At 61.6% G+C, this 25,521-nt stretch carries 21 protein-coding genes; 6 read left to right on the top strand and 15 right to left on the bottom strand.

The genetic code is table 11. The features are described 5' to 3' along the window. Positions 1 to 24: 24 nt before the first annotated feature. The 11 genes from EJ069_RS18645 to EJ069_RS18595 all read right to left on the bottom strand — a co-directional run bounded on the left by EJ069_RS18645 (position 25) and on the right by EJ069_RS18595 (position 8,551). Positions 25 to 585 carry a hypothetical protein gene (locus tag EJ069_RS18645; protein WP_126062554.1) on the bottom strand — a complete coding sequence of 187 codons (561 nt, stop codon included), beginning with the start codon at positions 583 to 585 and terminating at the stop codon, positions 25 to 27. Further along, complete coding sequence (locus EJ069_RS18640) at positions 582 to 1,151, bottom strand: L,D-transpeptidase (protein ID WP_126062553.1); 570 nt, start codon at positions 1,149 to 1,151, stop codon at positions 582 to 584. The genes EJ069_RS18645 and EJ069_RS18640 overlap by 4 nt, the downstream gene beginning before the upstream one ends. Further along, positions 1,138 to 2,301, bottom strand: a complete 1,164-nt coding sequence (locus EJ069_RS18635; protein ID WP_126062552.1) for an AAA family ATPase — start codon at positions 2,299 to 2,301, stop codon at positions 1,138 to 1,140. Before EJ069_RS18635 ends, EJ069_RS18640 begins: the two co-directional genes overlap by 14 nt. Then, positions 2,298 to 2,900 (bottom strand): TadE/TadG family type IV pilus assembly protein, encoded by a 603-nt coding sequence (locus EJ069_RS18630; RefSeq protein WP_245456172.1) that lies wholly within the window; start codon positions 2,898 to 2,900, stop codon positions 2,298 to 2,300. Before EJ069_RS18630 ends, EJ069_RS18635 begins: the two co-directional genes overlap by 4 nt. A gap of 41 nt (positions 2,901 to 2,941) precedes the next feature. Next, positions 2,942 to 3,472 (bottom strand): TadE/TadG family type IV pilus assembly protein, encoded by a 531-nt coding sequence (locus EJ069_RS18625; protein ID WP_126062551.1) that lies wholly within the window; start codon positions 3,470 to 3,472, stop codon positions 2,942 to 2,944. A gap of 5 nt (positions 3,473 to 3,477) precedes the next feature. Then, entirely contained in the window at positions 3,478 to 5,058 is a 1,581-nt protein-coding gene (locus EJ069_RS18620; RefSeq protein ID WP_126062550.1) for a pilus assembly protein TadG-related protein, read from the bottom strand. 68 nt (positions 5,059 to 5,126) lie between these two features. Next, entirely contained in the window at positions 5,127 to 5,423 is a 297-nt protein-coding gene (locus EJ069_RS18615; protein WP_126062549.1) for a hypothetical protein, read from the bottom strand. Continuing rightward, the gene (locus tag EJ069_RS18610) at positions 5,410 to 6,855 is read right to left on the bottom strand and encodes a type II and III secretion system protein family protein (RefSeq protein ID WP_126062548.1); all 1,446 of its coding nucleotides are present in this window, start codon (positions 6,853 to 6,855) and stop codon (positions 5,410 to 5,412) included. Before EJ069_RS18610 ends, EJ069_RS18615 begins: the two co-directional genes overlap by 14 nt. Before the next feature lie 51 nt (positions 6,856 to 6,906). Next, positions 6,907 to 7,929 carry a Flp pilus assembly protein CpaB gene (gene cpaB, locus EJ069_RS18605; RefSeq protein ID WP_126062547.1) on the bottom strand — a complete coding sequence of 341 codons (1,023 nt, stop codon included), beginning with the start codon at positions 7,927 to 7,929 and terminating at the stop codon, positions 6,907 to 6,909. A 95-nt stretch (positions 7,930 to 8,024) separates the two neighbouring features. Next, entirely contained in the window at positions 8,025 to 8,261 is a 237-nt protein-coding gene (locus tag EJ069_RS18600; RefSeq protein ID WP_126062546.1) for a Flp family type IVb pilin, read from the bottom strand. A 53-nt stretch (positions 8,262 to 8,314) separates the two neighbouring features. After that, complete coding sequence (locus EJ069_RS18595; RefSeq protein ID WP_126062545.1) at positions 8,315 to 8,551, bottom strand: Flp family type IVb pilin; 237 nt, start codon at positions 8,549 to 8,551, stop codon at positions 8,315 to 8,317. A gap of 496 nt (positions 8,552 to 9,047) precedes the next feature. Here EJ069_RS18595 and EJ069_RS18590 point away from each other — a divergent pair, with 496 nt between their 5' ends. The 6 genes from EJ069_RS18590 (at position 9,048) to EJ069_RS18565 (ending at position 14,683) form a co-directional block, all read left to right on the top strand. Further along, complete coding sequence (locus EJ069_RS18590) at positions 9,048 to 10,433, top strand: CpaF family protein (RefSeq protein ID WP_126062544.1); 1,386 nt, start codon at positions 9,048 to 9,050, stop codon at positions 10,431 to 10,433. Beyond that, on the top strand, positions 10,433 to 11,404 hold the full coding sequence (locus EJ069_RS18585) for a type II secretion system F family protein (protein WP_126062543.1): 972 nt from the start codon (positions 10,433 to 10,435) through the stop codon (positions 11,402 to 11,404). The genes EJ069_RS18590 and EJ069_RS18585 overlap by 1 nt, the downstream gene beginning before the upstream one ends. Positions 11,405 to 11,416: 12 nt before the next feature. After that, the gene (locus tag EJ069_RS18580; protein ID WP_245456684.1) at positions 11,417 to 12,373 is read left to right on the top strand and encodes a type II secretion system F family protein; all 957 of its coding nucleotides are present in this window, start codon (positions 11,417 to 11,419) and stop codon (positions 12,371 to 12,373) included. A gap of 54 nt (positions 12,374 to 12,427) precedes the next feature. After that, positions 12,428 to 12,973 (top strand): tetratricopeptide repeat protein, encoded by a 546-nt coding sequence (locus EJ069_RS18575; RefSeq protein WP_126062542.1) that lies wholly within the window; start codon positions 12,428 to 12,430, stop codon positions 12,971 to 12,973. Then, on the top strand, positions 12,970 to 13,515 hold the full coding sequence (locus EJ069_RS18570; protein WP_126062541.1) for a prepilin peptidase: 546 nt from the start codon (positions 12,970 to 12,972) through the stop codon (positions 13,513 to 13,515). Before EJ069_RS18575 ends, EJ069_RS18570 begins: the two co-directional genes overlap by 4 nt. Positions 13,516 to 13,741: 226 nt before the next feature. After that, positions 13,742 to 14,683, top strand: coding sequence for a phosphatase PAP2 family protein (locus EJ069_RS18565; RefSeq protein WP_126062540.1), 942 nt, complete (start codon positions 13,742 to 13,744; stop codon positions 14,681 to 14,683). A 21-nt stretch (positions 14,684 to 14,704) separates the two neighbouring features. Here the strand turns inward: EJ069_RS18565 and EJ069_RS33340 are convergent, their stop codons facing one another. The 4 genes from EJ069_RS33340 to EJ069_RS18550 form a co-directional block, all read right to left on the bottom strand. Continuing rightward, entirely contained in the window at positions 14,705 to 15,391 is a 687-nt protein-coding gene (locus tag EJ069_RS33340) for an ABC transporter substrate-binding protein (protein ID WP_245456170.1), read from the bottom strand. Then, positions 15,313 to 15,966, bottom strand: a complete 654-nt coding sequence (locus EJ069_RS33335) for a hypothetical protein (protein WP_245456168.1) — start codon at positions 15,964 to 15,966, stop codon at positions 15,313 to 15,315. Before EJ069_RS33335 ends, EJ069_RS33340 begins: the two co-directional genes overlap by 79 nt. Before the next feature lie 141 nt (positions 15,967 to 16,107). After that, positions 16,108 to 16,476: a hypothetical protein gene (locus EJ069_RS18555; RefSeq protein ID WP_042640852.1), complete on the bottom strand. Its 369-nt coding sequence runs from the start codon at positions 16,474 to 16,476 to the stop codon at positions 16,108 to 16,110. Between the two features lie 72 nt (positions 16,477 to 16,548). Beyond that, positions 16,549 to 25,329: a tandem-95 repeat protein gene (locus EJ069_RS18550; RefSeq protein WP_126062539.1), complete on the bottom strand. Its 8,781-nt coding sequence runs from the start codon at positions 25,327 to 25,329 to the stop codon at positions 16,549 to 16,551. Positions 25,330 to 25,521: the final 192 nt, after the last annotated feature.

The following is a 25,521-nucleotide window of genomic DNA, read 5'->3' as shown; positions in this document are numbered from 1 at the left end:
GGCCGGCTCAGGCGGCCCGCGCGATCAGTTGATCTTCTTGTAATAGACCTTGCCGTCGGGCTGCTGGATGCGCTGGTAGGACGGGTTGGGACCCGGGGGCGCGACCTTGCGCTTGAACGAGGGCTGCGCGTCGGCGGGATCGGCGCCGCCTTCATAAGCCGCTGAAGCATCCGCCACCGTGGTGTTGCCGAGCATGCTCGGCTCCGGAGCGCCGGGCGCCGGCGCGCTGGCGGCGGCCGGTTGGCCTTGCTCCAGCCTGGCGACATTGCCGTTGATCTGGCCGAAATTCGCCTGCAGCTGGCGGTCCAGCGTCTCGAACCGGCTCTGGAAACCGTTGTTGACGGTGTCGATGCGGGCGCCGATGCGCTGCTCGAACTGGCCGAGCTGATCCAGCCGCGCCTCGATAGTCTTGAGGTCGTTGACGCCGCGATAGAGATAGACCGCGGCCGTCACGTTGATGGCGGTGACAAGCAACGCGCCGACGGCGATGACGCCGATCATCCTGGCGCGGCTGGGCTTTCCCGGAACGGTTTCCCGGTGACCGAGTTCGATTGCCGGAACGTCCGGCTCGCTGATCATCGTCATTCAACCACCACCTTTGCCCCCACCGAGACGCGTTTGAAGAGATCGATCACATCGGTGTTCGTCAGCCGGAAGCATCCGGACGTGCCGTCGAAACCGACGCCCCTGGGATCGTTGGTGCCATGGATGCGATAGAGCGTGTCGCGCCCGTCGCGCGAAAGATAAAGCGCCCTGGCGCCGAGCGGATTGTAGGGACCGGCCGGCACCATCGCCGGCAGTTCCGGCTGGCGCGCGCGCATTTCCTTGGGCGGGCGCCATTCGGGCCATTCGGTCTTCGACGCGATCTTGACCGTTCCGGTCCAGCCGAAACCGTCGCGGCCGACGCTGATCTGGTAGCGCAGCGCCTGGCCCTGGCCGGTCACCAGATAGAGGGCCTTCTCGTTCTTGCGGATGATGATCGTGCCCGGCTGCTCGCCGGTCTCAAAGACGACCGCCTTGCGCAGGCTTGGGCCCATCGCCGGCAGCGGCGGCAGGCCTGATCCCGCCATCGCCACTTCGCAGGCCGACGCCAGCGCGATGCCGATCAGGCCGGCCGCGGCAAGGGTTGTGCGAAGGTTAGCGCTGGGCATTGTCCAGCCGCTCCTTGAACATGCGTTTCAAGTCCTTGTTGAAGCGCGCGCGTCCGTCCACCTCGGAGGGCAGGATGGCGCGGTTCAGCGCATCGGCCAGGAGCGTATTGTCCAGCGCCAGCGACTTGATGTGCGGCGCCTTGAAGATCTTCTCCAGCTCGCTGCGCGAGAAGTGGTTGCCGAACCATTTGCGCTTGTGCTTGTTGGCGACCAGCGTGATGCTGACCTTGTTGCCGCGCAATTCGCGGATCTTCTTGTAGAGCCGCTTGCCTTGCCTCAGCGAGGCGACGTTGAGCTCGAAAACGATGAAGATCTCGTCGCTCGTGCGCAGCACCGAATCGTGCCACGGCGTCTCGATGTTGGGCAGGTCGATGACGATGTCGTCGAAGCGGTAGGCGACGAGGTCGAGCAGCCGGAAGACGAAGTCGGAACCGTGCGGCTCGAACGGCAGTTGCGGCCGCTCGAAGGAATAAAGCGTGAGGCCCGAAGGCCGCGACAGCTTGATGACGTCCATCAGCTCGACATCGAGCCGGTCCGGCTGGCCGATGATGCCGGAGAGGTCGAACTGGTTGAACTGGTTGAGATAGGCGCCGCAATTGGCGCTCTGGAAGTCGAGGTCGACGAGGCAGGTGGCGGCCGCCCGCTCGGCCGACTTCGAGGCGAGGTGCTCCGCCGCCGAGATCGCCAGCGTGGTGGCGCCGGCGCCGCCGCTGGCGGCGATGAAGGTGATGATGCGGCTCTTGGTGCCCTGGCTGCCGGTGTCGTGGAAGGTGACGGCGTTGAGCAGCTCCTTGGCGTCGAGCGGTTTGTGCAACCAGTCTGACGCGTTCATGCGCACCAGCACGCGCGTCTGCTCGGAGGTGAGCTCGTCCGAGATCGCGATCAGCGGCACCGAGGCCCAGGCCGCGCGCGCCTCGACGATCGCCGGATTGCCGAGCAGCTCGCCATTGCCGAGATCGAGGATGATGATGCCTGGACGGCTGTCGACAGGCGGCCCCTTCAGGAACTCCGCCGCATCCGAGACCTTGACGTCATAGATCGCCAGCGCGTCGAGCCGCGTGGTGACGTCGCGCTTGAAATTCGGATCGCCGGAAAACAGCGCCACCTGCTTGCGCTTGGTCGGGAGAACTCTTGTGTCGATGGCGTTCATGGTGACGTACTCTTTAAATCTTCACCCGTTACTGTACTCAGCATGGATGGCATCGTTTTATCTGCAAACCCGAGCAGCCCGCCCAAGAAGAAGAATTGGAACGGAACGTTCTGTAGGCTGACGGTGATGGTCGGCACCGGGCCACCCAAGCGCGTCTGGTAACCGAGGCCGGTGGCGGTATAGGTCACCACGACATTGGCGCGTTGCAAGCCTGGGAAAAATTGGCACATCCCCGGTCGTTGGTTGGCGGCCAGTCCCGGGCAGGCATCATCATTAGTCGCTGCCGTATCACCGCGGAAAATGCGGCTGAACGCGGCAGCATTGAATATCGCGGAATTGCCGTTACACGAGCCTGTGCTGCCGGAATATTTGCACTCGAACGAGTATGTTCCAGCCGTAATCGGGGCTCCTGGATTTGTACCTGGGTCGGCCGCTGCAAGCGTGGCTGTGTTGACGGCTGGATCGGAGACGGAGGCGAGCCTTGCACCGATCTGCACCGCCTTGGTCGCTGCGTTCCACTGATAAAATGCGTAACCGAAATCGACGAAACCCAAGGTAAGAGTAAGCAGGAGCGTCATCGCGATGGCCATCTCGACCATCGTTGCTCCATCTTCCGCTCTTAGGAACCGTTTCAGCATCATCAAAATCGGATCAACCGCTCCTGATGGCTGGTCCCCAGTGTGACGGTGGTGATGTTGAATAATGACAGCAGGCCGACGCTGTCCAGTTCGCTGTATTTGTAAGTGCCGGACGCCGTGACGATACAGACCTGCGATGTCGTCGACAGATAGAGGACAGTGCCGCTTGAATCGATAGCGTTCACGCAGGTGGTGGAGTCGATAGTGACATCCGATTTTTGCCACCCGGGGATACGTGCGGGCGCCGTCCCCGCTATATTGCCGAACACGGTGATGTTCTTTGCCCGGTCCGCGCAATCGATCGCCGCGAGCCCGGCGTCAGTATAGAGCTTGCTGTTGCAGCGGGCGGCGAACCGGGCTCCGTCGGTAAGGCCTGCTTCCATTAACAGCTTGTCGTGAATGAGATTGCCGAATTCAAACACGCCGGCCGACAGGAGCAACATGAGCGGCGCCACCAGGCTCATTTCGAGGATGACGGTACCGCGCTGATCGAACCAAAAACGCTGAAATATGCGGGACAGCAGATTCGACATCGTCGTCACCGATATAGCTGCGCTTCGTTGCGCAGGAAGTTGTCGAGTGTACCCTGACCCTCGCGTCCGCTGATGTCCACCAGTTCCACCATGACCGAGGCGTCGGAGGAGGCCGACGCTACCGGCTCGGTCAGAAAGAAGCTGGCGAAGGCTTCGACGGGGAGGTTGGTACTGTTGCCGTTGAGATCGTAGCCGGCTGCCTCAAGCGCAGTGCAATTCAACAACGCTCCGTAGATTAGGCGGCGATCGACAGTCGTCACCGGTGGCTGACAGCCACTGGGTGGCGTTCCAACCTCTCCGCCAGTTGACTGCACACCGACCAGCGACTGAGCGGCATTGGGGGGCGATGAGGGTAGCGTCCCGTTCGCCAAAGCGGCACGTTCGTACTTATAGACCTCGTATCGCGTCGGCGTGGTTGTATCCCAGGCGGTCGGATAAGAGGCGCTCCCAAAATTGGTCTGCCAGTAGTTCCCCTGCCCAAGAAGTAGGTAGTCTCCGGCTCCCATACGGCCGCCCATATATGGCGTCGTCTGATCTCTCGGCAGGCCCTTGTTACCGGGGCCGTTAAATGTCAGCTGATTGTATTGTGGACACTGGTTCGAATTTCCGTTGGATCGTACTCCTCCCTTGCGTACATTTTCCGCTGGGCCGTATTCCGGGGTGTTGAAGGCATTGCCGCTGGCATTGATTCCAAATCGGACATTGAAGGCGTCCTGAACCGGTCCCGTGTTTTGGCCGGTTTTGGTGTTTACTCCCTGCGCCGAATAGCAACCCAGCGGCTTCGATGTGGCGATTGTTTGGGCTAGAGCCTGTGCGCCGTTGCCGACGCCGTCCGGCGGTTGCAGGAAACCGAAATTGCCAGGGCCGTAAGCTGCACTGTTCCCGACCATTCGAAGTTCGATTAGCCGCCGATGGATTGCCGGATCCGTTACGGCCTGCTCCAGCGTGACGCCGCCCGCCGTATTGGTGCCATTCACCATCTCATAGGGATTACACATGAACACAGGCGTGTAATTGCAAACACCCGATGTAAAACCCGCCACGGAGACTGCGGTGAGGTTATAGCTCTTGTCGGTCGCATTTCCCGAGGACGAAACCGAGACCGGGAACATGGGCGTGAAGCCCTGCGGCTGAGCCCATACCTGGATGAAACGGGTCGTTATTGGCGACGCGGCATAGTTGGCCGACGTAATAGGATCGGAATCGTTCGTTGGAATGCTTGCGAGGTAACACCACGAAATTTGCCCTTTCGATCGGCAGGCGGGATAGGTCGCGTCCGTTGTGGCGGCTCCAGTGCCGGCGGTCAGCGAAACGGACCCACCGTCGGAGAACATCGTGTTGTTGGATACCAGGTTGGTGATAGCGTTCTCGGCGCGCGTCCATGAGTCGGATCTGCCGCTCAATTCGGCGGCTGCAGCGAGTGCCAAGGCATCCGTGCCCTTCTGCAAGTCGTTGTCCAGATTGTTCATCCGGCTCATGTCGATCGCCAGCAGGGACAAGCCGATAATGGCTGGCAACATGACGCTGACTAGTATCAGCGCTATCCCACTCTGATCGTGCCAGAACGCGCGAATGGTCCGCAGCATGGCCTACCCCTTACCCCGTGGTGTCAGGCGCCTCGTATGCCTGATGCAACCGCTTCCTTTCGTTCAGTTCATTGTGTGCTCGTCCCCGACGGTCCGACATTGACTGTCATGTTCGTCGACGGCGCGGATGAGCTTGGCGGTAATTTATATTTCTGCACGACACCGACGGAGCGTGCGCCGTTGCCTTCGATCTTCGTGTTGTTGGAAGCCGGATTATACGGGTCGACCGTCTGCAGCAGCTGGTTGGCCTTCTGCGAGTCGCCCGATGCCAGCGTCATCGTGTCGTAGTTGTGAAGATAGTCGGCCGCGCAGCCCGCGAGCAGGCCGGTGCCGAGAAGAACGAGCAGGAGCTTATTTCTTGACATAGACCAGCTTGTCCTTCGATTTCACATCCAGCATGTGGCCATAGGGCCCGGTGACGCCGTCGCCATGCTCGTACATGCGGATCATGTCCTTGTTGACTTCGAGCTGGCCGAGCAGCATCAGTTCCGGATCGTTGGCCGGCTTGGTCTTGTCGAGAGGCGTCGCCAGCTGCTCGCCAGGCCTCACCGGCCGCACGAGATGCGGCGTCACGATGACGACGAGTTCGGTCTCTTCGTTCTGCGTGCTCGAATTGTGGAACAGCGCGCCAACGATCGGCACCTGGCCGAGCCACGGCACTTGGTCCTGCAGTCTGGTTTTCTTGCTGGACAGCAGACCGCCCACGGCGAAGCTCTGGCCGTCGCGCAAATCGACCACCGTCGATAGTTTTCGGTTCGTGAATATCGGATCGCCGGCGCTGGTAAAGCCGGTCAGGTCGCTCACTTCCGGCGCCAGCTTGATGTGGATCTTGCCGTCGTCGAGCACCACCGGCGTGAAGTTCAAATTGACGCCGAACTGCTTGAAGACGATCTCAACTTCGCCTTGGCTGTTGACGCTGCGCACCGGCACCTCGCCGCCGGCGTTGAAGCTGGCCGTTTCGCCGGAAACCGTGGTGAGATTGGGTTCGGCCAAAGTTCGCACGACACCCTTCGACTCCAGTGCTTCGATGATAAGGTCGACCTTGATGTTGTTGTCGATGATGCGGGTGATGAGCGCCGCGAACGGGTTGGTATTGGATAGAAGGCCGGTAACGATATCCCCGGCTCCGGCAACGACGTTATCTTTATCGACAGCGGCGATACCGGTGGCTGCTCGCGTCGTGCCGCGGCTATTCGTGCTCCTGAACGACACCCCGAGATCGCGGCCGGCATTGCGCTTGGCCTCGAGAATGCGCACTGAGAGATTGACCTGCTCGCTGTCGTCGATCGTCACGGCATTGATGATGGCGTCAGGGCCATATTGCTGCGTGACTTCCACGATGGACGCCAGCGTCGCGGCGTCCTTGACGTGACCGGAAAGCCTGACCTTGCCATTGATGGAGCCGATCTCGATGCGCGCCTTTGGCGCCACCTGGCGGATCGCGGCCGCCATGTCGCTGACATCCTGGCCGACCTCGATCTGGATGGCGCCAAGCGAGCGCTTGTCCTCGGAAAACAGATTGACGGTGGTGGTGCCGACGCTCTTGCCGATGATGTAGAGGGTCTTGTCGGTCATCGGCTGCGCGTCGGCGATCTTCTCGTCGCCGACCACGATGTCGCCCAGAGTGGCATTCACCTGAATCGTGGCCGATTGCGATACCGGCACAAACACGCGATGCAGCGACGGGCTCGACACGTCGATGAAACGGTCGGCCGCGCAGGCCGGATGGCCAAGCATCGCCGGTGTACCCAAAAAGGACAGCGCGACCGCCGCCATCCTCATCCAAAACCCCTTCATTCCCCGTCTCCCCGCTCGCTGCCCATGGCAGCCCCGCCGCGCCGACCTTGGTCAGTCTTGTCGCGGCACCTCGTATGTTTCCAGCTTGATGCCCCTGAACACCCCGACCGTCGCTTGCTTCGGCGGTTCCGGCTGGACGTATTTGATCACTTCCTTCACGGGCTGAGCCTGAGGCGCAGCAGCCACGACCGTGACAGGCTTTGTCTTGCTCATCTGATCGATCTGGCTGCCGACCCGTTCCACCGCCTTGGCGAGGCCATCAATTTTTTGATCCGCCTGCTTGCGAGCGGCTTCCTCTGCTGCCTGCCTGTCGAGTTCCGCCTGCCTCTTGGCGACATCTTCGGGCGTGTCGCCACTTAGATCGGCAACCGTCACCCGCTCCGTCGTTTCGCCCTTGTTACCCGCCGCTTGCCGCAGCGCCAGAGATAATTGTCCGGCGCCGGCTGCAAGCGTCAGCTTCTGCGCATCCTTGGTGCTGACCTCCACGGTAACCGCCTTGACAACGGTCGGGCTGTCCTTGCTCTCGTCCGCGACTTGGTCAACCGCAAGAACCTTGACGCTCTGCAACAAGACATCGACGAAACTCTTCGCGACACCGCTGTCGTTCGTCGTGCGCGTGAGGAGGATATCCACCCGGTCGCCGGGAAACACGAAGCCAGCAACCCCCAGAACGTCGTTGACCCGGATGGAAACAGCCTTCATGCCTTCTGTCAGCACCGCCGAAAGCGTTGCGCGTTGACCGGCGCCGGTGATCTTGCTGGCAAAAACCGGCTCGTTAGTACTGATGGCCTGCAATGCTTGGCGCGTGCCGTTGCCGGCTAAGACATCCTTGATCGTCTTGAACGCGCCGGCTGGAACCGCGCCAACCGGCCAGGCAATCTCACGCAGCTTGTCTTCGCTCAGCGTGTCGCCGAACTTGAGAGGAACGGCCGCGACTACAACCGTGTCGCTCGGGACCTCATTGCCTCGCGCCAGCGCGTTACGCTGGCTGGCCAGCCAGAAATTAGCGAAGACGACCGCCAGCATGCCGAAAACACAGGCGAGAACGATCATCACGATTGTATTGGCGCGCATAACCCAAACCCCAAGCCAAATCCCAAGAAGGCCCAAAAACATCGGTCGCGACCGATCAGGCCCGGACGTGTGGATCCGGGCCTGATTTAAAGACGTCAGGTACCTGTACCTGCTGCTGCATCGCAGGTGCCCTTGGCGGTAGACGAAAGGACGCCCTTGCCATCAAGAATACTGCAGAGGCCCGAAAAGCGTCCTGTCACCCAGCCGCCAATCGCAATGATCGCCAGGATCGCCGCGCCGGCGATGATGCCGATCAGGATGGAGTATTCGACCATGGCAGCGCCGTTTTCATCGTCGCGGAACTGCCGGGTCATATCGATCAGCTTACCCATATAAGTTCTCCCTTCAGGCCCGGATCGGTAGACCCGGGCCTGATCGAATAGCCTCAGGTGCCCGTTCCCGCTGTCGCATCGCAGGTGCCCTTGGCGGTAGACGTAAGGACGCCCTTGCCGTTCAGGATTGTGCAGAGCCCCGAAAAGCGCCCAGTCACCCAGCCGCCGATGGCAATGATCGCCAGGATTGCCGCGCCGGCTATGATGCCGATCAGAATGGAATATTCGACCATGGCAGCGCCGTTTTCATCGTCGCGGAACTGCCGGGTCATCGTCATGAGCTTCTTCATGCCAATTCTCCCTTTGGAGGTTTGAACCCGACGAGACGAGCCTAAGGATGAACCCCATACCCAAGCATCCCCCGTCGCTTTCAATCCTAGGTCGCGCAAAAAAGCAGTGTCAAACGGATTAACGGAAGCTTAACCTTTCAATACTCGGATTTCGGCATTTTCATTTGAGACAAGGGTTTGATTCGCCTCATTTTTCAAGTCTCCTTAACCATTCGTTCACAATTCGGCCATGGTTAGGCCTTTCTGCGGTTGGATTAGGATGCCTACATACTTCTTTATATCTAATGGCTTAGGGGAATCGTCGCCTCCGTTGTGGCAAAGGTCCTAAGACCTTGGTCTGGGGACCAAAGGCGGCCTTGAAATAGTGATGTTGCTTCACGGTCACTTTTTTAACTATGTCGCAAGTAATTGCAGGTGCTTTGCCTCGTCACCCGCTTGTGCCCCTGGTGGTTAACGCTTAGTTTCCATCCTGGGAAAATCAAAAGGGGCGGGTGGCATGTTGGGTCGCTTTATCAAAGGGCCGGGGGAGCAGCGTGCTACGCAATCGGCGCAGGCGCCCGTGATTGCGAATGGTGCGATAGTCGTGCAGCCGGCGCAGGCCGAACCAGTGCCCGACGATTTTCTGTCGCTCAAGGTCGATCTGCATCGGCATCTCATAGACAGGTTCAACCTGACCGCCCTTGAAAACGCCTCCAAGGACGAGATCCTGAACGAGATTCGGCCGATCGTGCGCGAATTTGTTCGCGCTAAAAATGTTCCGTTGAACGCGCGCGAGCTGGATCAGCTGACGAGCGACACCGCCGATGAGATGCTGGGTCTCGGGCCGATTGAACCGCTGCTGAAGGACGATTCAATCGCCGACATTCTGATCAATACCCACAACCATGTCTTTATTGAGCGTCGCGGCGTGCTCGAGGAAACCTCGATCCGCTTTCGCGATGAGGCTCATTTGCTGCGCATCATCAACAAGATTGTGTCGGCCATTGGCCGACGGGTCGATGAATCCGCGCCTATGGTCGACGCGCGCCTCGAAGACGGGTCGCGCGTCAATGTCGCCGTGCGGCCGGTCTCGGTTGACGGTCCACTCGTCTCGATCCGTAAATTCTCCAGGAACCCCTATTCACTGGAACGCTTGATGGCCTTCAACTCGATCCGCCAGCCTATGATTGATCTGCTGCGGATCGCTGTGCAGGCGCGCAAGTCGATCCTGGTTTCGGGCGGCACGGGTAGCGGCAAAACCACGCTGCTCAACGCACTTTCGAGCTATATTCCGGTGAAGGAGCGCCTAGTTACCATCGAGGACGCAGCGGAACTGCAATTGCAGCAACCGCATGTCGGCCGGCTGGAGACGCGACCGCCCAACGTCGAGGGCAAAGGCGAGATCCGCCAGCGCGAGCTGGTCAAGAACGCGCTGCGCATGCGCCCCGACCGCATCATCGTTGGCGAAGTGCGTGGCGAGGAAGCCTTCGATATGTTGCAGGCCATGAACACTGGTCACGAAGGCTCGATGACCACCATCCACGCCAACACGCCGCGCGATGCGTTGTCACGTCTAGAGCAGATGGTAGGCATGGCTGGCCTGCCGATGACTCAGGAAACGATCCGCGCCCAGATTGCATCGGCCATCGACATCATTGTGCAGACGCAGCGTCTGGCCGATGGCGGCAGACGGGTCATTTCCATCTCGGAACTGACAGGCATGGAAGGGAACGTCGTACAACTCCAGGAACTCTACCATTTCGTTCGCCGCGAGGTGGCGGCAGACGGACAGATCATCGGCGAGTTTCGCGCCACCGGCATCCGCCCGCGCTTTGCCCAGGAAGCGGCAACGCTCGGCCTCCACTTCGCCAAGGATGCGTTCAATCCACAGGTCCCGCTCTGATGATGAACAGCGAGACGCTTATCTACTTCGTCTACGTGCTGGCGGCGGCGTCAGTCATCCTGGCAGCCGAGGCACTCTATGTCACTTATGTAAGAGGTCGCGATCGCATCGGCACGATAAACCGGCGACTCAAGCGATTGGCGGATGAGGCCCCGGCGGAACAGACCCTGCAGAGCCTGCTGCGCGAACGTGGACTGACCGAGTCTGGCGACTATGTATTTGGGGTGATTGCACTCAACAGGCTCTATACCCAATCAGGTATAACCGGAAACCCGCTGACATTTTCCACGATCTTCATACTGGCTGGGCTGATCGTAGCACTGCTTTTGAAGCTGCTGACGGGTTTTTCCGCGCTTCCAGCCCTAGTTTGCTTCGCATTTGTAGGATTTGTCTTGCCTCTGCTATTTCTCCGCCGGGCTCGCAACAAGCGAATTTTGAAGTTTGCTCGCCAATTGCCAGACGCCTTGGATATGATCGTGCGCTCTCTGCGCGCCGGCCATCCGGCCTCGGTGGCGATTGGGTTAGTTGGCCGCGAAATGGCTGATCCGCTCGGCACCGAATTCGGCATTGTCGCCGACGAAGTCACTTTTGGGTTGAGCATAGAGCAAGCGGCACGGAAGCTATCGGAGCGTGTCGGCTTCGAGGGGCTGCGTCTTCTATCGGTGTCTCTGTCAATTCAGTCCAAGACAGGCGGCAATCTCACGGATATCCTTGCCAACTTGTCCAAGGTTCTGCGTGAACGGCAAAAGCTTCGGCTGAAAATTAGGGCGCTTTCAGCCGAGGGGCGCTTTTCGGCGTGGGTCATCTCGCTGTTTCCAATAGTCATGTTCGCCATTCTCGCGTTGGTTGCCCCGAGCTACTACGGGAAGGTCTGGGGCAACCCCCTCATCTTTCCGGTGTTTACGATCTTTGGCGTATGGGCACTGCTTGGCGACTTGATCATGTACCGTATGGTCAACTTCGATTTTTGATTGGAGCGGAACATAAACCTCTTGTCGAACATCCTGGGTTCCGAGCTTCTCGTGTCCCTTTCGGTATTTGCGGCCGCGGCGGCGCTGTTTCTCTTTGGCGCATTTGTTTTATTGCCCGCTTTTCAGACGCGAAGGCTGGTAACCGAAAGCTTAATGTCGGAGGGAATCGTCAACCGGCGGTCCCTGAGCGCCCAAGAGCAATTGGTCAAGATTTCAGCTCAACGACCTGTCGATGCCTATTTCCGTGCGCTTGAGAAGGAGCGCGGTGAGCCAAATGCCCTTGAAGCCAGATTGTTTCGTGCCGGCTTCTACCATGCGAGCGCGCCGGCCCTTTACACCTTGTCGCGAATTGGCGCGGTCGCCGTTGCCTTTCTCGGCTGCTACATTCTGTTGGGGATGGTGTTGCCTCCGAAAATACCAGGCTTTATTTCGTTGGCCGGAGCCGCGCTGTTCGGATTGGCTTGCCTTGTTATTCCAAGCATTGCACTCGATCGCTTCGAGAACGCCCTAAAACGGACGTACCGTCGAGGCTTTCCCGATTTCATGGATATGATGATCACCTGTGCGGATGCCGGCATGAGCTTGGAGGCCGCGGTCGAGCGAGTGAGCCAAGAAATGGCCGGTACGCACAAATGGCTGGGCGTTCAACTCGCGATCATGAATCTGCAACTGCGCGCCGGTAAATCTCTTCGCGATTCGCTGCGAGAACTCGCCGATCGTATCGGCTTGGAAGAAGCCAGGGCTCTGGCGGTGCTGTTCCGGCAATCAGAGGAACTTGGCACCAGCCTCACCGAAGCACTGCGCGTCTACAGCGATGAAATGCGGACACAGAGAATCCTTCAGGCGGAGGAGCGTGCCAACGTGCTACCGGTCAAAATGATGATACCGCTGGGCATCTGTATCTTTCCGGTTGTGCTCATGATCGTCCTCTTGCCGGTGGTCATTCGCATGAGAGGCATTTTCTTCTAAATCGTCATATGATTATGTGCTAAAACGGATTCGGAGGGCATGTTGGGGCATAGTATGAAAAGGCCTATACGCCTCGTAGCCGCGGCAGTGCTGATGGCGGCCCTCGCCGGTTGTCAATCGACTGACGGCATCGGAGTGGTGCGCACCAATGAGCCGGATAAGGGCGATTACACCGCCTTTGGCGACACCTTCGACGGCTTGAAAACGGTCAGCGACGTCGACTACTACGCCTCGGACCAGGCGATCACCGAGGCCAAGACGCAATTCCGTTCCGAAAACTACGGCAATGCTGGCGCCCTGTTTTACAAAGCCACGAGACTTGCGCCAAATGATGGCGTTGCCTGGTTGGGGCTTGCCGCGTCCTGTGATCGTATCCGGCGTTTCGACCTTGCGGACATGGCCTACGGAAGAGCTTACAAGCTGCTCGGCGCGACGCCGGAATATTACAACAATCTCGGCTATTCCTATCTGCTGCGCGGCAAGCTGCAGGAAGCGCGCAGCAATTTCCTCAAGGCCTATGAACTGGCGCCCAACGATCCGACGGTGGCCAACAATCTGAAGCTGCTATCGTCCAGTGTACGGAACATCGAGCGGTCATGAGCCTTTTGCTTGCCGCCTCGCTTCTGCTGAAGGCAATTGCCATCCCGCTACTCGCGAGAGTGGCTTGGCTTGACTTCACCACACAGAAGATATCGAACCGTGATGTGCTGCTGTCGCTATGCCTGGGACTGGGAGCATTGCAGCTTGTCTCGGTGCTGACCGGGTCGTGGTGGGACATGGGCCTCAGCACGCTCGGTGGGCTTTTGCTGCTCGTTGCGCTCTTCCCGTTCTGGATCCTGCGCAAGGTGGGCGCCGGCGATGTGAAATTGATGGCTGTTATGCCCTTTCTAATCGGTGGGGATGGTCTCGTGGTTTTCACCTTGTTTCTGTTGGTTTTCGCGGTCGCTATAGTCGTGCTCGTGAAGAACCCATTCATGCTGCCGGCAGGCGCATTCCGCCTATATGTCCAGCATATGGATCGTAAGGGGGTTGTGCCATTCGGCGTGCCGATCTCGGCAGCTGCCATCTGCACTATCGCTTTGCAAATGTATCACGCGATTCTCGTGGCAACGAGTTCTGGAATCTTGGAACAGCTTAATTAGACCTTGTTTCGGGGTAGGGGCAGCGTGAGTTGAAGGAGTGTGCTTCAAAGTAACTCGGCTGGGAAATTGATGGAAAGAAATGAAAAGGTCGATTTTCCGGCACTTCCTGACTCTTTTCGGGAAAGTTCCACAATCCCATCTGCCAATCGGATGCGAATGATCCGCTTCGCACCCGGCTGTTCGATGTCGGGGACTAATTTTGTTTAGCGCATATAGCCGATACCTGATGGTTATACTCATTACCATCGGGCTAGCCCTGCTTTCCGACGCCGTCCTATTGCAACGATCGGCTATTTATCTCGCATCTGGAACTGCGCCGGCCGCGGTGCAGGGCGTTGCCTTCGGCGCGGTGTTCTTGGGCTTATCCAAACTGCTCTATCAGGCCGTGCGCCGTGCGACTGGTGCAATTGGAGATGCGCTGATGAGGGTATCGGAAGGGCTTCAGAGCGTCGGTACCTTCCTGATGCTGCTGTTCATCCTTCAGCCCGCCAGCGGCCTGTACATGTTTCTCGCCGCCGCTAATCAACATCCGCTGATGGACGGCACGATGGCGGCAATGGATCGGTCGATAGGCTTCAACTGGCCGGCCGTGGTCGAGGCGGCGAATTCGTGGCCATTGTTGGCCTCAATTCTTGTGGCCAGCTATGCATCTGTCCTCTATCAGGTGCCGCTGGTACTGGTATTCCACGCCTCGATGAGAGCCCAGGCTCGGTTTTTCGAATTTGCGGCCACGTGGATTGTGGCTCTCTTCATGACCACTACAATATCAATGCTGATCCCGACCGCCGGAGCCTATTCGTATTACCAGCCACAGGCGTCGTCCTATAGCCATTTCACGGCGTTTGGCGGGTTAGCGCACTTGGAGACCCTTCATCAGCTTCGCTCGCTAGTCCCCTACGAATTCACCGTGGGCAAGCTGGTCGGACTGATTTCCTTTCCGTCATTTCACACATCTCTCGGCATTCTGATTGTCTTCGCCCTTCGACGCACATTCCTTTTCTGGCCGGCTGTGGTGGTCAATGCTGCAATGATCGCTGCCACCATTCCAGAAGGCGGCCATCATTTCATGGACGTCATTGCCGGGGCTGTTGTAGCCGTCATCTCGATCGGCTTAATTCGTTGGGTCGGCAAAGAAGCCGACACCTTGAGAGAGCTCAAGTCAGCGTGATTTTGATAGTTGCCGCCCCCCTCAAAACCCCGCCGTCTGCTTCTCTACCAGCTTCAGCTGCCCCTTTTCCACCTTGAAGAACGGCATCGATCTTTGGCTTGAGCCGTCGCTGCGGAAGCGGAACAGACCGGTCGAGCCGCGGAAGCCGGTCGCATTTTCCAGCACCTGCTTGTTGAAGCCGTCGGGGCCGGCGGAGCTTGCTATGCCCGCGCTCAGCGCCACCATGTCGTAGGCATAGGCCACGTTGACGTCCGGCTGGTAGTTGTAGGTCGCCTTGAAGCGGTCGGCGATCGGCCCGGTCTCGCTCTGGTCGAGCGTCGCGATATAGGCGCCCTCATAGAGCGGATCCACTGGCCGCTCGAGCCAGCGGTCGGTGCCGATCAGCGTCACCGTCTTGCCCGGAATGCCCTTTGCCTTCAGCGCCGCAAGCACCGCGGCCGGGCTGCCGTCGCCGCAGGCGACGACCACGGCGTCCGGCGCCTCGACCAGCGAGCCCATGTCGGATACCACCTTGGCGCCGCCGTCGGTCGGCGAATAGGGCAGGGTCACCGCCAGCGTGGCGCCATAGATGCTGAGCGCGTTGGCCACCCGGGATTCGACGGCGCTTGAATCCGAGCCCGCCGGCACCATCAGCACGAATTTCCTGGCGCCCTTGCCGGCGATTGCCGCCGCGCCGGCCGCAGCACTGTCGGCTTCGCTGAGCCGCACGGAATAGACGCCGGGCCCCCGGCGAAATTGTCGGCCAGCGCCAGCACCGGCGGCCGCTTGGAGCCGGAGAGCTTGGCAAGGTGCTGCGCGGCCGCAAGCTCGGACGGGCCGACGACGACCTTGGCCGTGCCCGACGTGATCGCCTTCACCGCGAGGTCCTTGGCGTAGCCGCTGTCGCCGCGCGTATCCTGGATCGTCAGCGTCAGCAGCTTGTCGCCGAGATCGGCCATTGCGAGCCGCGCGCCGTCATACATCTTCCGGCCGTTCTCGCCCGTGCTTCCGGGTGCGGAAAGCGGCAGCAGCATGGTCACCTTGGTCGGCCCCGTGCCGAGCGTCAGGTTGGCCTTCGCTGCCGTGGCCGAGGTCGGGCCGCTCGACATCGCGCTGGTCGCGGTTCCGGCGCCCTGGGTCGCGGGGGTCGGGTTGCCAGGGGTCGCGCTGCTTGCCTGCTGCGCCGCGGCAGCGCCCGCCTGGCCGGCGGGTGCTGCGATCGCCGACGGATCGAGCACGTCCGATGCGCCGCTCTTGGACTGGCATCCAGACGCTGCCGCTGCGACCGCAAGGGCGAGCGCCAAGGCTCGCCAACGCTCGCGTCGGAGATCAGTTGGCGGCGTCCTGCCGGCATGCGCGGCAGCCGGCCGCGCGGTCGCTGAGGCGTCCGCCCGGGCTTGCATCGTCATCATTGCAAACGGTCGGCGCGCCGCACGCCCGTCAGCTCAGTGCATGTACTCGACCATGCGGTCGTGGAAGCACTCGCATTTGTTGAGCGTATCTTCGTCCTTGTAGTTCGTCTTGAGGTAGCCATAGGCCATGCCGCAGGCGACCTTGGCTTCCGACGCCCAGACGAAGGCCGGACGCGACGAGTTGATCCATTCCGGGCTGTTGGCGACGGCGACCGACTCGTCCATCAGCTTCACCACATGGTCCTTGAGCTCGACCATGTTGTCGGTCAGCACCAAGTCCGATGTGCCGACGGTGCGGCAATAATTCACCGCCGGCTCGCCGATGATATCGGCGGCAAACCCCGTCGACCCGGCCAAAAACAGCGCCGCGGCCGAAGCCAGCAATCTTGCGGAATGTCTCATGTAAGCCCCTCGTTGAATTGCGAATTCATGCGTTGCTAATGTGTAGCATGGGAGTGTGGCCACGCATAAGTGCTAAATGGTGACAGGATGCTGAACATGGTTCGTGTCATCATAGAGGATGTTGATCGTGCCGGCAGCAGGTGCGTTCGTCAGTTGCGCCACATCGACGAAATTAGCCTGGTTGCCCGAGCCGCTGCTGTCGACGCTAAGGGTGTGCGTTGTGCTGTTGTATTGGACATAGTTGCTAAGGGCGACATTGTCCGCTTTGTCGAACAACGCTGTCAGGTCGATCTGATCTCCTTCACCCTTGTTGTAGTCGGTGATGAGATCCTTGACGTCCAGGCTGTCTAGCTTGAACGTGTCGGCGCCGGTCCCGCCCGCCATCGTGTCCTTGCCCAGACCGCCAATCAGGATGTCGTTGCCGGCCCCACCGTCGATGATGTCGTTGCCGCCCCGACCGATGATGACGTCGTTGCCGCCATTGCCAAAGAGATGATCCACGCCGGATGTACCATAGATCTGGTCGGCAAGCGTCGCATCTCCATTGACGGTGATGCCCGGATCGCCCGGATCGTGCGAGAAGAACGAGAAGTTGACCGTACGCGCTTGGTAGTTGCCGCCGTCATTGTCGAAATACGAGAGTGTCCACGTATCGTTGACTGATGGTGGATGCGTAATCAGGTAGGAAGCAAGCGTCGTGCTTGTCGCTTTGCCGCTGGCATCGAGCAAGTAGATGTGATCGTAGTCAACGGTAGCTTTCATCAAACCGGTCGCCGGATCGTAGAACCAGCTTTGCTCGAACGTTGCCGGGCTCGTATCGTCCTCGACGATCGCGAAACGGTCCGTGCCGATTCTCACCTCGACCTGCACTTCCTGTTCGCGGTGCGAACCAGCGCTGCTATCGCCGTAAACGCCCGGGTTCCGCTCGCTGGGATCGATTGGCGTGGTGAACGGCGACTCCTGGAAATCGGTATAGACGACTATGGTCGAGCCGTGCGGATCGGCCGTGATCGCATTCACCGTCGCCTGCGACAGGTGGAGCGTTGCTACCTGGTCGTTGCCAGAGGTCAACGGGCTGTTGCCATTACCGATCTGCGAGGTGTCGCTCGGCAGGCTGGTCGGCGGCACCTCATGGATGCCGACCGTCTGGCCGACATGGACCGTGCCGTCATAGACGTCGAGCGAAAGACTTTTGGTCACTGTGTCATTGGCCGTAACCGTCGGCTTGTAGACCAAGTCGTCCAATAGGTTGATGCCGCTCGAGGGATTATAGAGCACCGTACCAGTTGTGAGCGCAACATAGCTGACGCCGTTGAAGTAGAAGACGCCGGCCGGGATCGCTCCGGTGGCTGTGACGACGAGGTTGTCTCCATCCGCATCGGTCGGGATGTTCACCAGCAACGGATAGCCGTCCGGATAGCTGGGTGTGCCGGAGGTCTGCTGCGACGGGTCGCTTGACATCCAGTTTTCAGTGTTCGCCACCGTCGGCGAATCGTTGACGTCCGTCAGGTTGATGGTCAGCGTTGTCGTCGATAGATCGCCGTCGCCGTCCTTGATCGTGTAGACAAAGACGTCGGTCGTGTTGGCATTGATGCTGTGCGCCGTCGACTGGTAGGTGTAGGAGCCGTCGGCATTGAGGTGCAGCGTACCGTGCAGACCGACAATGTCGGTGTTAACGCCACCGCTCACCGCCGTCGTTGTATCAGCTCCCGCCGCGCGGACGCCGTCGATGGTGGCGCCGTCCGCGCCGCGAACGTCATTGACCAGAACGCCGGCCGCCGCGAGTACGGTGAGCAGGGAGCCTTCATTAACGCTGCCACTGTCGTTGTGCGCCGTCGGCACGTCGTCGACGATGCTGATGGAGAGCGTCGTGGAGGCAGGATCGCCGTCGGAGTCCACGACCTGCACGGCGAAGTCGTCATGGGTGGTGTTGCCCGAGGTGTTGTCGAGCAGCGTGTAGGAGTAGGTGTAGCCCGTCGCCGGCGTGCCGGTGATGGTCAGGTCGCCATACTGGCCGTGCACCAGGATGCCGCCGGCCGCATTGGTCACGTCCACCTGGACGTTGTTCTTGTCGGTCACATAGAGGTGGCCGATCGTGTCGCCGCCGGTGGTGATGTTGAGCGAGCCCGTCGCCGTCTCGCTCGGATCGCTGTTGTTGGTGCCGTTGTTGTCGGCGATCTCACCCGAGCCCGCGGGCTCGCCGCCGCGCGCCGGAAGGCCGGCTTCGTTGACGCTGGTGTCGGAGCCCCCGGCGATCGCGATCGTCGGCGTCGAGTCATTCAGCAGGTTGATCGTCACCGTCGCCACCGACGGGTCGCCGTCGCCGTCGACGATCTGATACTGGAACGTCACCGTGCCCTGCTCGCCGGCGGCCGGCGTGTAGGTGAAGGTGCCGTCATTGTGATAGACGACCGTGCCGGAGCCGGTCAGCGAGTTCGCCACCAGGCTCACCTTCGTCGGATCGGCGATGTTGACGCCATCGGCGCCAGGCACGTCGTTGGCGAACACGTTCACCGTCACGGCGGCATTCTCGCTCGCTTGCGTGCCACTGTCGTTGTGCGCCGTCGGCACGTCGTCGACGATGCTGATGGAGAGCGTCGTGGAGGCAGGATCGCCGTCGGAGTCCACGACCTGCACGGCGAAGTCGTCATGGGTGGTGTTGCCCGAGGTGTTGTCGAGCAGCGTGTAGGAGTAGGTGTAGCCCGTCGCCGGCGTGCCGGTGATGGTCAGGTCGCCATACTGGCCGTGCACCAGGATGCCGCCGGCCGCATTGGTCACGTCCACCTGGACGTTGTTCTTGTCGGTCACATAGAGGTGGCCGATCGTGTCGCCGCCGGTGGTGATGTTGAGCGAGCCCGTCGCCGTCTCGCTCGGATCGCTGTTGTTGGTGCCGTTGTTGTCGGCGATCTCACCCGAGCCCGCGGGCTCGCCGCCGCGCGCCGGAAGGCCGGCTTCGTTGACGCTGGTGTCGGAGCCCCCGGCGATCGCGATCGTCGGCGTCGAGTCATTCAGCAGGTTGATCGTCACCGTCGCCACCGACGGGTCGCCGTCGCCGTCGACGATCTGATACTGGAACGTCACCGTGCCCTGCTCGCCGGCGGCCGGCGTGTAGGTGAAGGTGCCGTCATTGTGATAGACGACCGTGCCGGAGCCGGTCAGCGAGTTCGCCACCAGGCTCACCTTCGTCGGATCGGCGATGTTGACGCCATCGGCGCCAGGCACGTCGTTGGCGAACACGTTCACCGTCACGGCGGCATTCTCGCTCGCTTGCGTGCCACTGTCGTTGTGCGCCGTCGGCACGTCGTCGACGATGCTGATGGAGAGCGTCGTGGAGGCAGGATCGCCGTCGGAGTCCACGACCTGCACGGCGAAGTCGTCATGGGTGGTGTTGCCCGAGGTGTTGTCGAGCAGCGTGTAGGAGTAGGTGTAGCCCGTCGCCGGCGTGCCGGTGATGGTCAGGTCGCCATACTGGCCGTGCACCAGGATGCCGCCGGCCGCATTGGTCACGTCCACCTGGACGTTGTTCTTGTCGGTCACATAGAGGTGGCCGATCGTGTCGCCGCCGGTGGTGATGTTGAGCGAGCCCGTCGCCGTCTCGCTCGGATCGCTGTTGTTGGTGCCGTTGTTGTCGGCGATCTCACCCGAGCCCGCGGGCTCGCCGCCGCGCGCCGGAAGGCCGGCTTCGTTGACGCTGGTGTCGGAGCCCCCGGCGATCGCGATCGTCGGCGTCGAGTCATTCAGCAGGTTGATCGTCACCGTCGCCACCGACGGGTCGCCGTCGCCGTCGACGATCTGATACTGGAACGTCACCGTGCCCTGCTCGCCGGCGGCCGGCGTGTAGGTGAAGGTGCCGTCATTGTGATAGACGACCGTGCCGGAGCCGGTCAGCGAGTTCGCCACCAGGCTCACCTTCGTCGGATCGGCGATGTTGACGCCATCGGCGCCAGGCACGTCGTTGGCGAACACGTTCACCGTCACGGCGGCATTCTCGCTCGCTTGCGTGCCACTGTCGTTGTGCGCCGTCGGCACGTCGTCGACGATGCTGATGGAGAGCGTCGTGGAGGCAGGATCGCCGTCGGAGTCCACGACCTGCACGGCGAAGTCGTCATGGGTGGTGTTGCCCGAGGTGTTGTCGAGCAGCGTGTAGGAGTAGGTGTAGCCCGTCGCCGGCGTGCCGGTGATGGTCAGGTCGCCATACTGGCCGTGCACCAGGATGCCGCCGGCCGCATTGGTCACGTCCACCTGGACGTTGTTCTTGTCGGTCACATAGAGGTGGCCGATCGTGTCGCCGCCGGTGGTGATGTTGAGCGAGCCCGTCGCCGTCTCGCTCGGATCGCTGTTGTTGGTGCCGTTGTTGTCGGCGATCTCACCCGAGCCCGCGGGCTCGCCGCCGCGCGCCGGAAGGCCGGCTTCGTTGACGCTGGTGTCGGAGCCCCCGGCGATCGCGATCGTCGGCGTCGAGTCATTCAGCAGGTTGATCGTCACCGTCGCCACCGACGGGTCGCCGTCGCCGTCGACGATCTGATACTGGAACGTCACCGTGCCCTGCTCGCCGGCGGCCGGCGTGTAGGTGAAGGTGCCGTCATTGTGATAGACGACCGTGCCGGAGCCGGTCAGCGAGTTCGCCACCAGGCTCACCTTCGTCGGATCGGCGATGTTGACGCCATCGGCGCCAGGCACGTCGTTGGCGAACACGTTCACCGTCACGGCGGCATTCTCGCTCGCTTGCGTGCCACTGTCGTTGTGCGCCGTCGGCACGTCGTCGACGATGCTGATGGAGAGCGTCGTGGAGGCAGGATCGCCGTCGGAGTCCACGACCTGCACGGCGAAGTCGTCATGGGTGGTGTTGCCCGAGGTGTTGTCGAGCAGCGTGTAGGAGTAGGTGTAGCCCGTCGCCGGCGTGCCGGTGATGGTCAGGTCGCCATACTGGCCGTGCACCAGGATGCCGCCGGCCGCATTGGTCACGTCCACCTGGACGTTGTTCTTGTCGGTCACATAGAGGTGGCCGATCGTGTCGCCGCCGGTGGTGATGTTGAGCGAGCCCGTCGCCGTCTCGCTCGGATCGCTGTTGTTGGTGCCGTTGTTGTCGGCGATCTCACCCGAGCCCGCGGGCTCGCCGCCGCGCGCCGGAAGGCCGGCTTCGTTGACGCTGGTGTCGGAGCCCCCGGCGATCGCGATCGTCGGCGTCGAGTCATTCAGCAGGTTGATCGTCACCGTCGCCACCGACGGGTCGCCGTCGCCGTCGACGATCTGATACTGGAACGTCACCGTGCCCTGCTCGCCGGCGGCCGGCGTGTAGGTGAAGGTGCCGTCATTGTGATAGACGACCGTGCCGGAGCCGGTCAGCGAGTTCGCCACCAGGCTCACCTTCGTCGGATCGGCGATGTTGACGCCATCGGCGCCAGGCACGTCGTTGGCGAACACGTTCACCGTCACGGCGGCATTCTCGCTCGCTTGCGTGCCACTGTCGTTGTGCGCCGTCGGCACGTCGTCGACGATGCTGATGGAGAGCGTCGTGGAGGCAGGATCGCCGTCGGAGTCCACGACCTGCACGGCGAAGTCGTCATGGGTGGTGTTGCCCGAGGTGTTGTCGAGCAGCGTGTAGGAGTAGGTGTAGCCCGTCGCCGGCGTGCCGGTGATGGTCAGGTCGCCATACTGGCCGTGCACCAGGATGCCGCCGGCCGCATTGGTCACGTCCACCTGGACGTTGTTCTTGTCGGTCACATAGAGGTGGCCGATCGTGTCGCCGCCGGTGGTGATGTTGAGCGAGCCCGTCGCCGTCTCGCTCGGATCGCTGTTGTTGGTGCCGTTGTTGTCGGCGATCTCACCCGAGCCCGCGGGCTCGCCGCCGCGCGCCGGAAGGCCGGCTTCGTTGACGCTGGTGTCGGAGCCCCCGGCGATCGCGATCGTCGGCGTCGAGTCATTCAGCAGGTTGATCGTCACCGTCGCCACCGACGGGTCGCCGTCGCCGTCGACGATCTGATACTGGAACGTCACCGTGCCCTGCTCGCCGGCGGCCGGCGTGTAGGTGAAGGTGCCGTCATTGTGATAGACGACCGTGCCGGAGCCGGTCAGCGAGTTCGCCACCAGGCTCACCTTCGTCGGATCGGCGATGTTGACGCCATCGGCGCCAGGCACGTCGTTGGCGAACACGTTCACCGTCACGGCGGCATTCTCGCTCGCTTGCGTGCCACTGTCGTTGTGCGCCGTCGGCACGTCGTCGACGATGCTGATGGAGAGCGTCGTGGAGGCAGGATCGCCGTCGGAGTCCACGACCTGCACGGCGAAGTCGTCATGGGTGGTGTTGCCCGAGGTGTTGTCGAGCAGCGTGTAGGAGTAGGTGTAGCCCGTCGCCGGCGTGCCGGTGATGGTCAGGTCGCCATACTGGCCGTGCACCAGGATGCCGCCGGCCGCATTGGTCACGTCCACCTGGACGTTGTTCTTGTCGGTCACATAGAGGTGGCCGATCGTGTCGCCGCCGGTGGTGATGTTGAGCGAGCCCGTCGCCGTCTCGCTCGGATCGCTGTTGTTGGTGCCGTTGTTGTCGGCGATCTCACCCGAGCCCGCGGGCTCGCCGCCGCGCGCCGGAAGGCCGGCTTCGTTGACGCTGGTGTCGGAGCCCCCGGCGATCGCGATCGTCGGCGTCGAGTCATTCAGCAGGTTGATCGTCACCGTCGCCACCGACGGGTCGCCGTCGCCGTCGACGATCTGATACTGGAACGTCACCGTGCCCTGCTCGCCGGCGGCCGGCGTGTAGGTGAAGGTGCCGTCATTGTGATAGACGACCGTGCCGGAGCCGGTCAGCGAGTTCGCCACCAGGCTCACCTTCGTCGGATCGGCGATGTTGACGCCATCGGCGCCAGGCACGTCGTTGGCGAACACGTTCACCGTCACGGCGGCATTCTCGCTCGCTTGCGTGCCACTGTCGTTGTGCGCCGTCGGCACGTCGTCGACGATGCTGATGGAGAGCGTCGTGGAGGCAGGATCGCCGTCGGAGTCCACGACCTGCACGGCGAAGTCGTCATGGGTGGTGTTGCCCGAGGTGTTGTCGAGCAGCGTGTAGGAGTAGGTGTAGCCCGTCGCCGGCGTGCCGGTGATGGTCAGGTCGCCATACTGGCCGTGCACCAGGATGCCGCCGGCCGCATTGGTCACGTCCACCTGGACGTTGTTCTTGTCGGTCACATAGAGGTGGCCGATCGTGTCGCCGCCGGTGGTGATGTTGAGCGAGCCCGTCGCCGTCTCGCTCGGATCGCTGTTGTTGGTGCCGTTGTTGTCGGCGATCTCACCCGAGCCCGCGGGCTCGCCGCCGCGCGCCGGAAGGCCGGCTTCGTTGACGCTGGTGTCGGAGCCCCCGGCGATCGCGATCGTCGGCGTCGAGTCATTCAGCAGGTTGATCGTCACCGTCGCCACCGACGGGTCGCCGTCGCCGTCGACGATCTGATACTGGAACGTCACCGTGCCCTGCTCGCCGGCGGCCGGCGTGTAGGTGAAGGTGCCGTCATTGTGATAGACGACCGTGCCGGAGCCGGTCAGCGAGTTCGCCACCAGGCTCACCTTCGTCGGATCGGCGATGTTGACGCCATCGGCGCCAGGCACGTCGTTGGCGAACACGTTCACCGTCACGGCGGCATTCTCGCTCGCTTGCGTGCCACTGTCGTTGTGCGCCGTCGGCACGTCGTCGACGATGTTGACCGACAGCGTGCCGGGAAGCGAGACGTCGCCGTCAGTGTCGGTGACGGTCACCGTGATGTTGTCGAAGGTGGAATTGGTTCCGTTGCCGTCCGGATGCTGATCGCTATGCTCCAGCGTGTAGGTATAACTCACCTGGCCGGTGCTGGCATCGTAGCCGGTGATGGTCAGCGTGCCGAGCGGCGTGGTGATGTAGACATGCACGTTGGCGCTGTTGGCAAGGGCTGCGCCCGAGATCACCTGGCCGTTGATATTCACCGAGCCGATGCCGTCGGGCGAATTAATGGTGAAGGTGCCGGTGTTGTGTTCGGAGGGGTCGCCGTCGGGGCCAGGCGCCGCTTGTTCGCCCGAGCCTTCCGAGCCGGAGCTCGCCGGCAGGCCTTTTTCATAAACGATGGTATCGCCGCCGGTCGTCTCAGGGGTCAGGTCACCGATCGTCGGCGTCGAGTCGGGCAGCAACCCCGGGAACAATTCGCGGTGTTCCGGCTGGCCGAACGCCAGGGCCGTCGGCGGCAGCAGGGCGGTCAGGCCGAAGCCATTGCCGATATCGCCTGCGGGATGATCGAAATTGCCGCCCGCGCTGCTCGGCGAGCCGTTGCCGCCGGCCGAGATCGAGCCGTCGGCGCCGAAGGCGACATCGACATGGCTCGCCTCGAGCGCGGCGATGAGCGCGACGCGCGGCACCTCGACATCGCCGAGGATGAAGGTCGGCACGTTGAGCGCGCCGTCCTTGATGACGATCTCGGATCCGTCGGGCTGCACCAGCACCAGATTGTGGCCGTCGACCTTGATGTTGTCGATCGAGACATTGGCCGGGAGCTTCACGACATTGCCGGCTTCGGCATGATATTCATGCGGCACGTTCGCGGCCGCGGCATTCGCCGCCGGCGCGTTTGCGGCCGGTGCGTTTCCTTGGGCGGCATTGGAAGCTGGGGCGTTCGAGGCAGGCGCGTTCGCGTCGGCTGCCGGCTGGTTTGCGGCCGGCGCATTGGCCGCGCCCTGTGCCGGCGCGCCGCTGCCGACATCGACCGGCACGGGCTCGCTCGCCGCCTGGCCGGTGGTCGCCTGCGCGACCTGGACACCCGTCGAGATATGGTTTTCAGCGGCGCTGTTGTGCTCGTCCCAGGAATTTGAAACGGCGTCGAATTCGATATTGGTCGTCATAGCTCAAGCCCCTCCGGCATTTCCCGGAAAGAGACATGTGAGGCCCGGACTTTGCAACAGACCTTCCATCTATTTCATATAACCCAATATGTAGAGAATCGCATTTTTTACACTTGGTAAATTGCGATGATATATCCAGTTATGCATGATCCTAAGCGGCGCGGGATAGGCTGCGGCGCGCGGCGCTGGTTT

The organism is Mesorhizobium sp. M2A.F.Ca.ET.043.05.1.1, from assembly GCF_003952445.1.
Lineage (GTDB): Bacteria > Pseudomonadota > Alphaproteobacteria > Rhizobiales > Rhizobiaceae > Mesorhizobium.
This window is presented reverse-complemented; position numbering and strand designations above follow the sequence as displayed.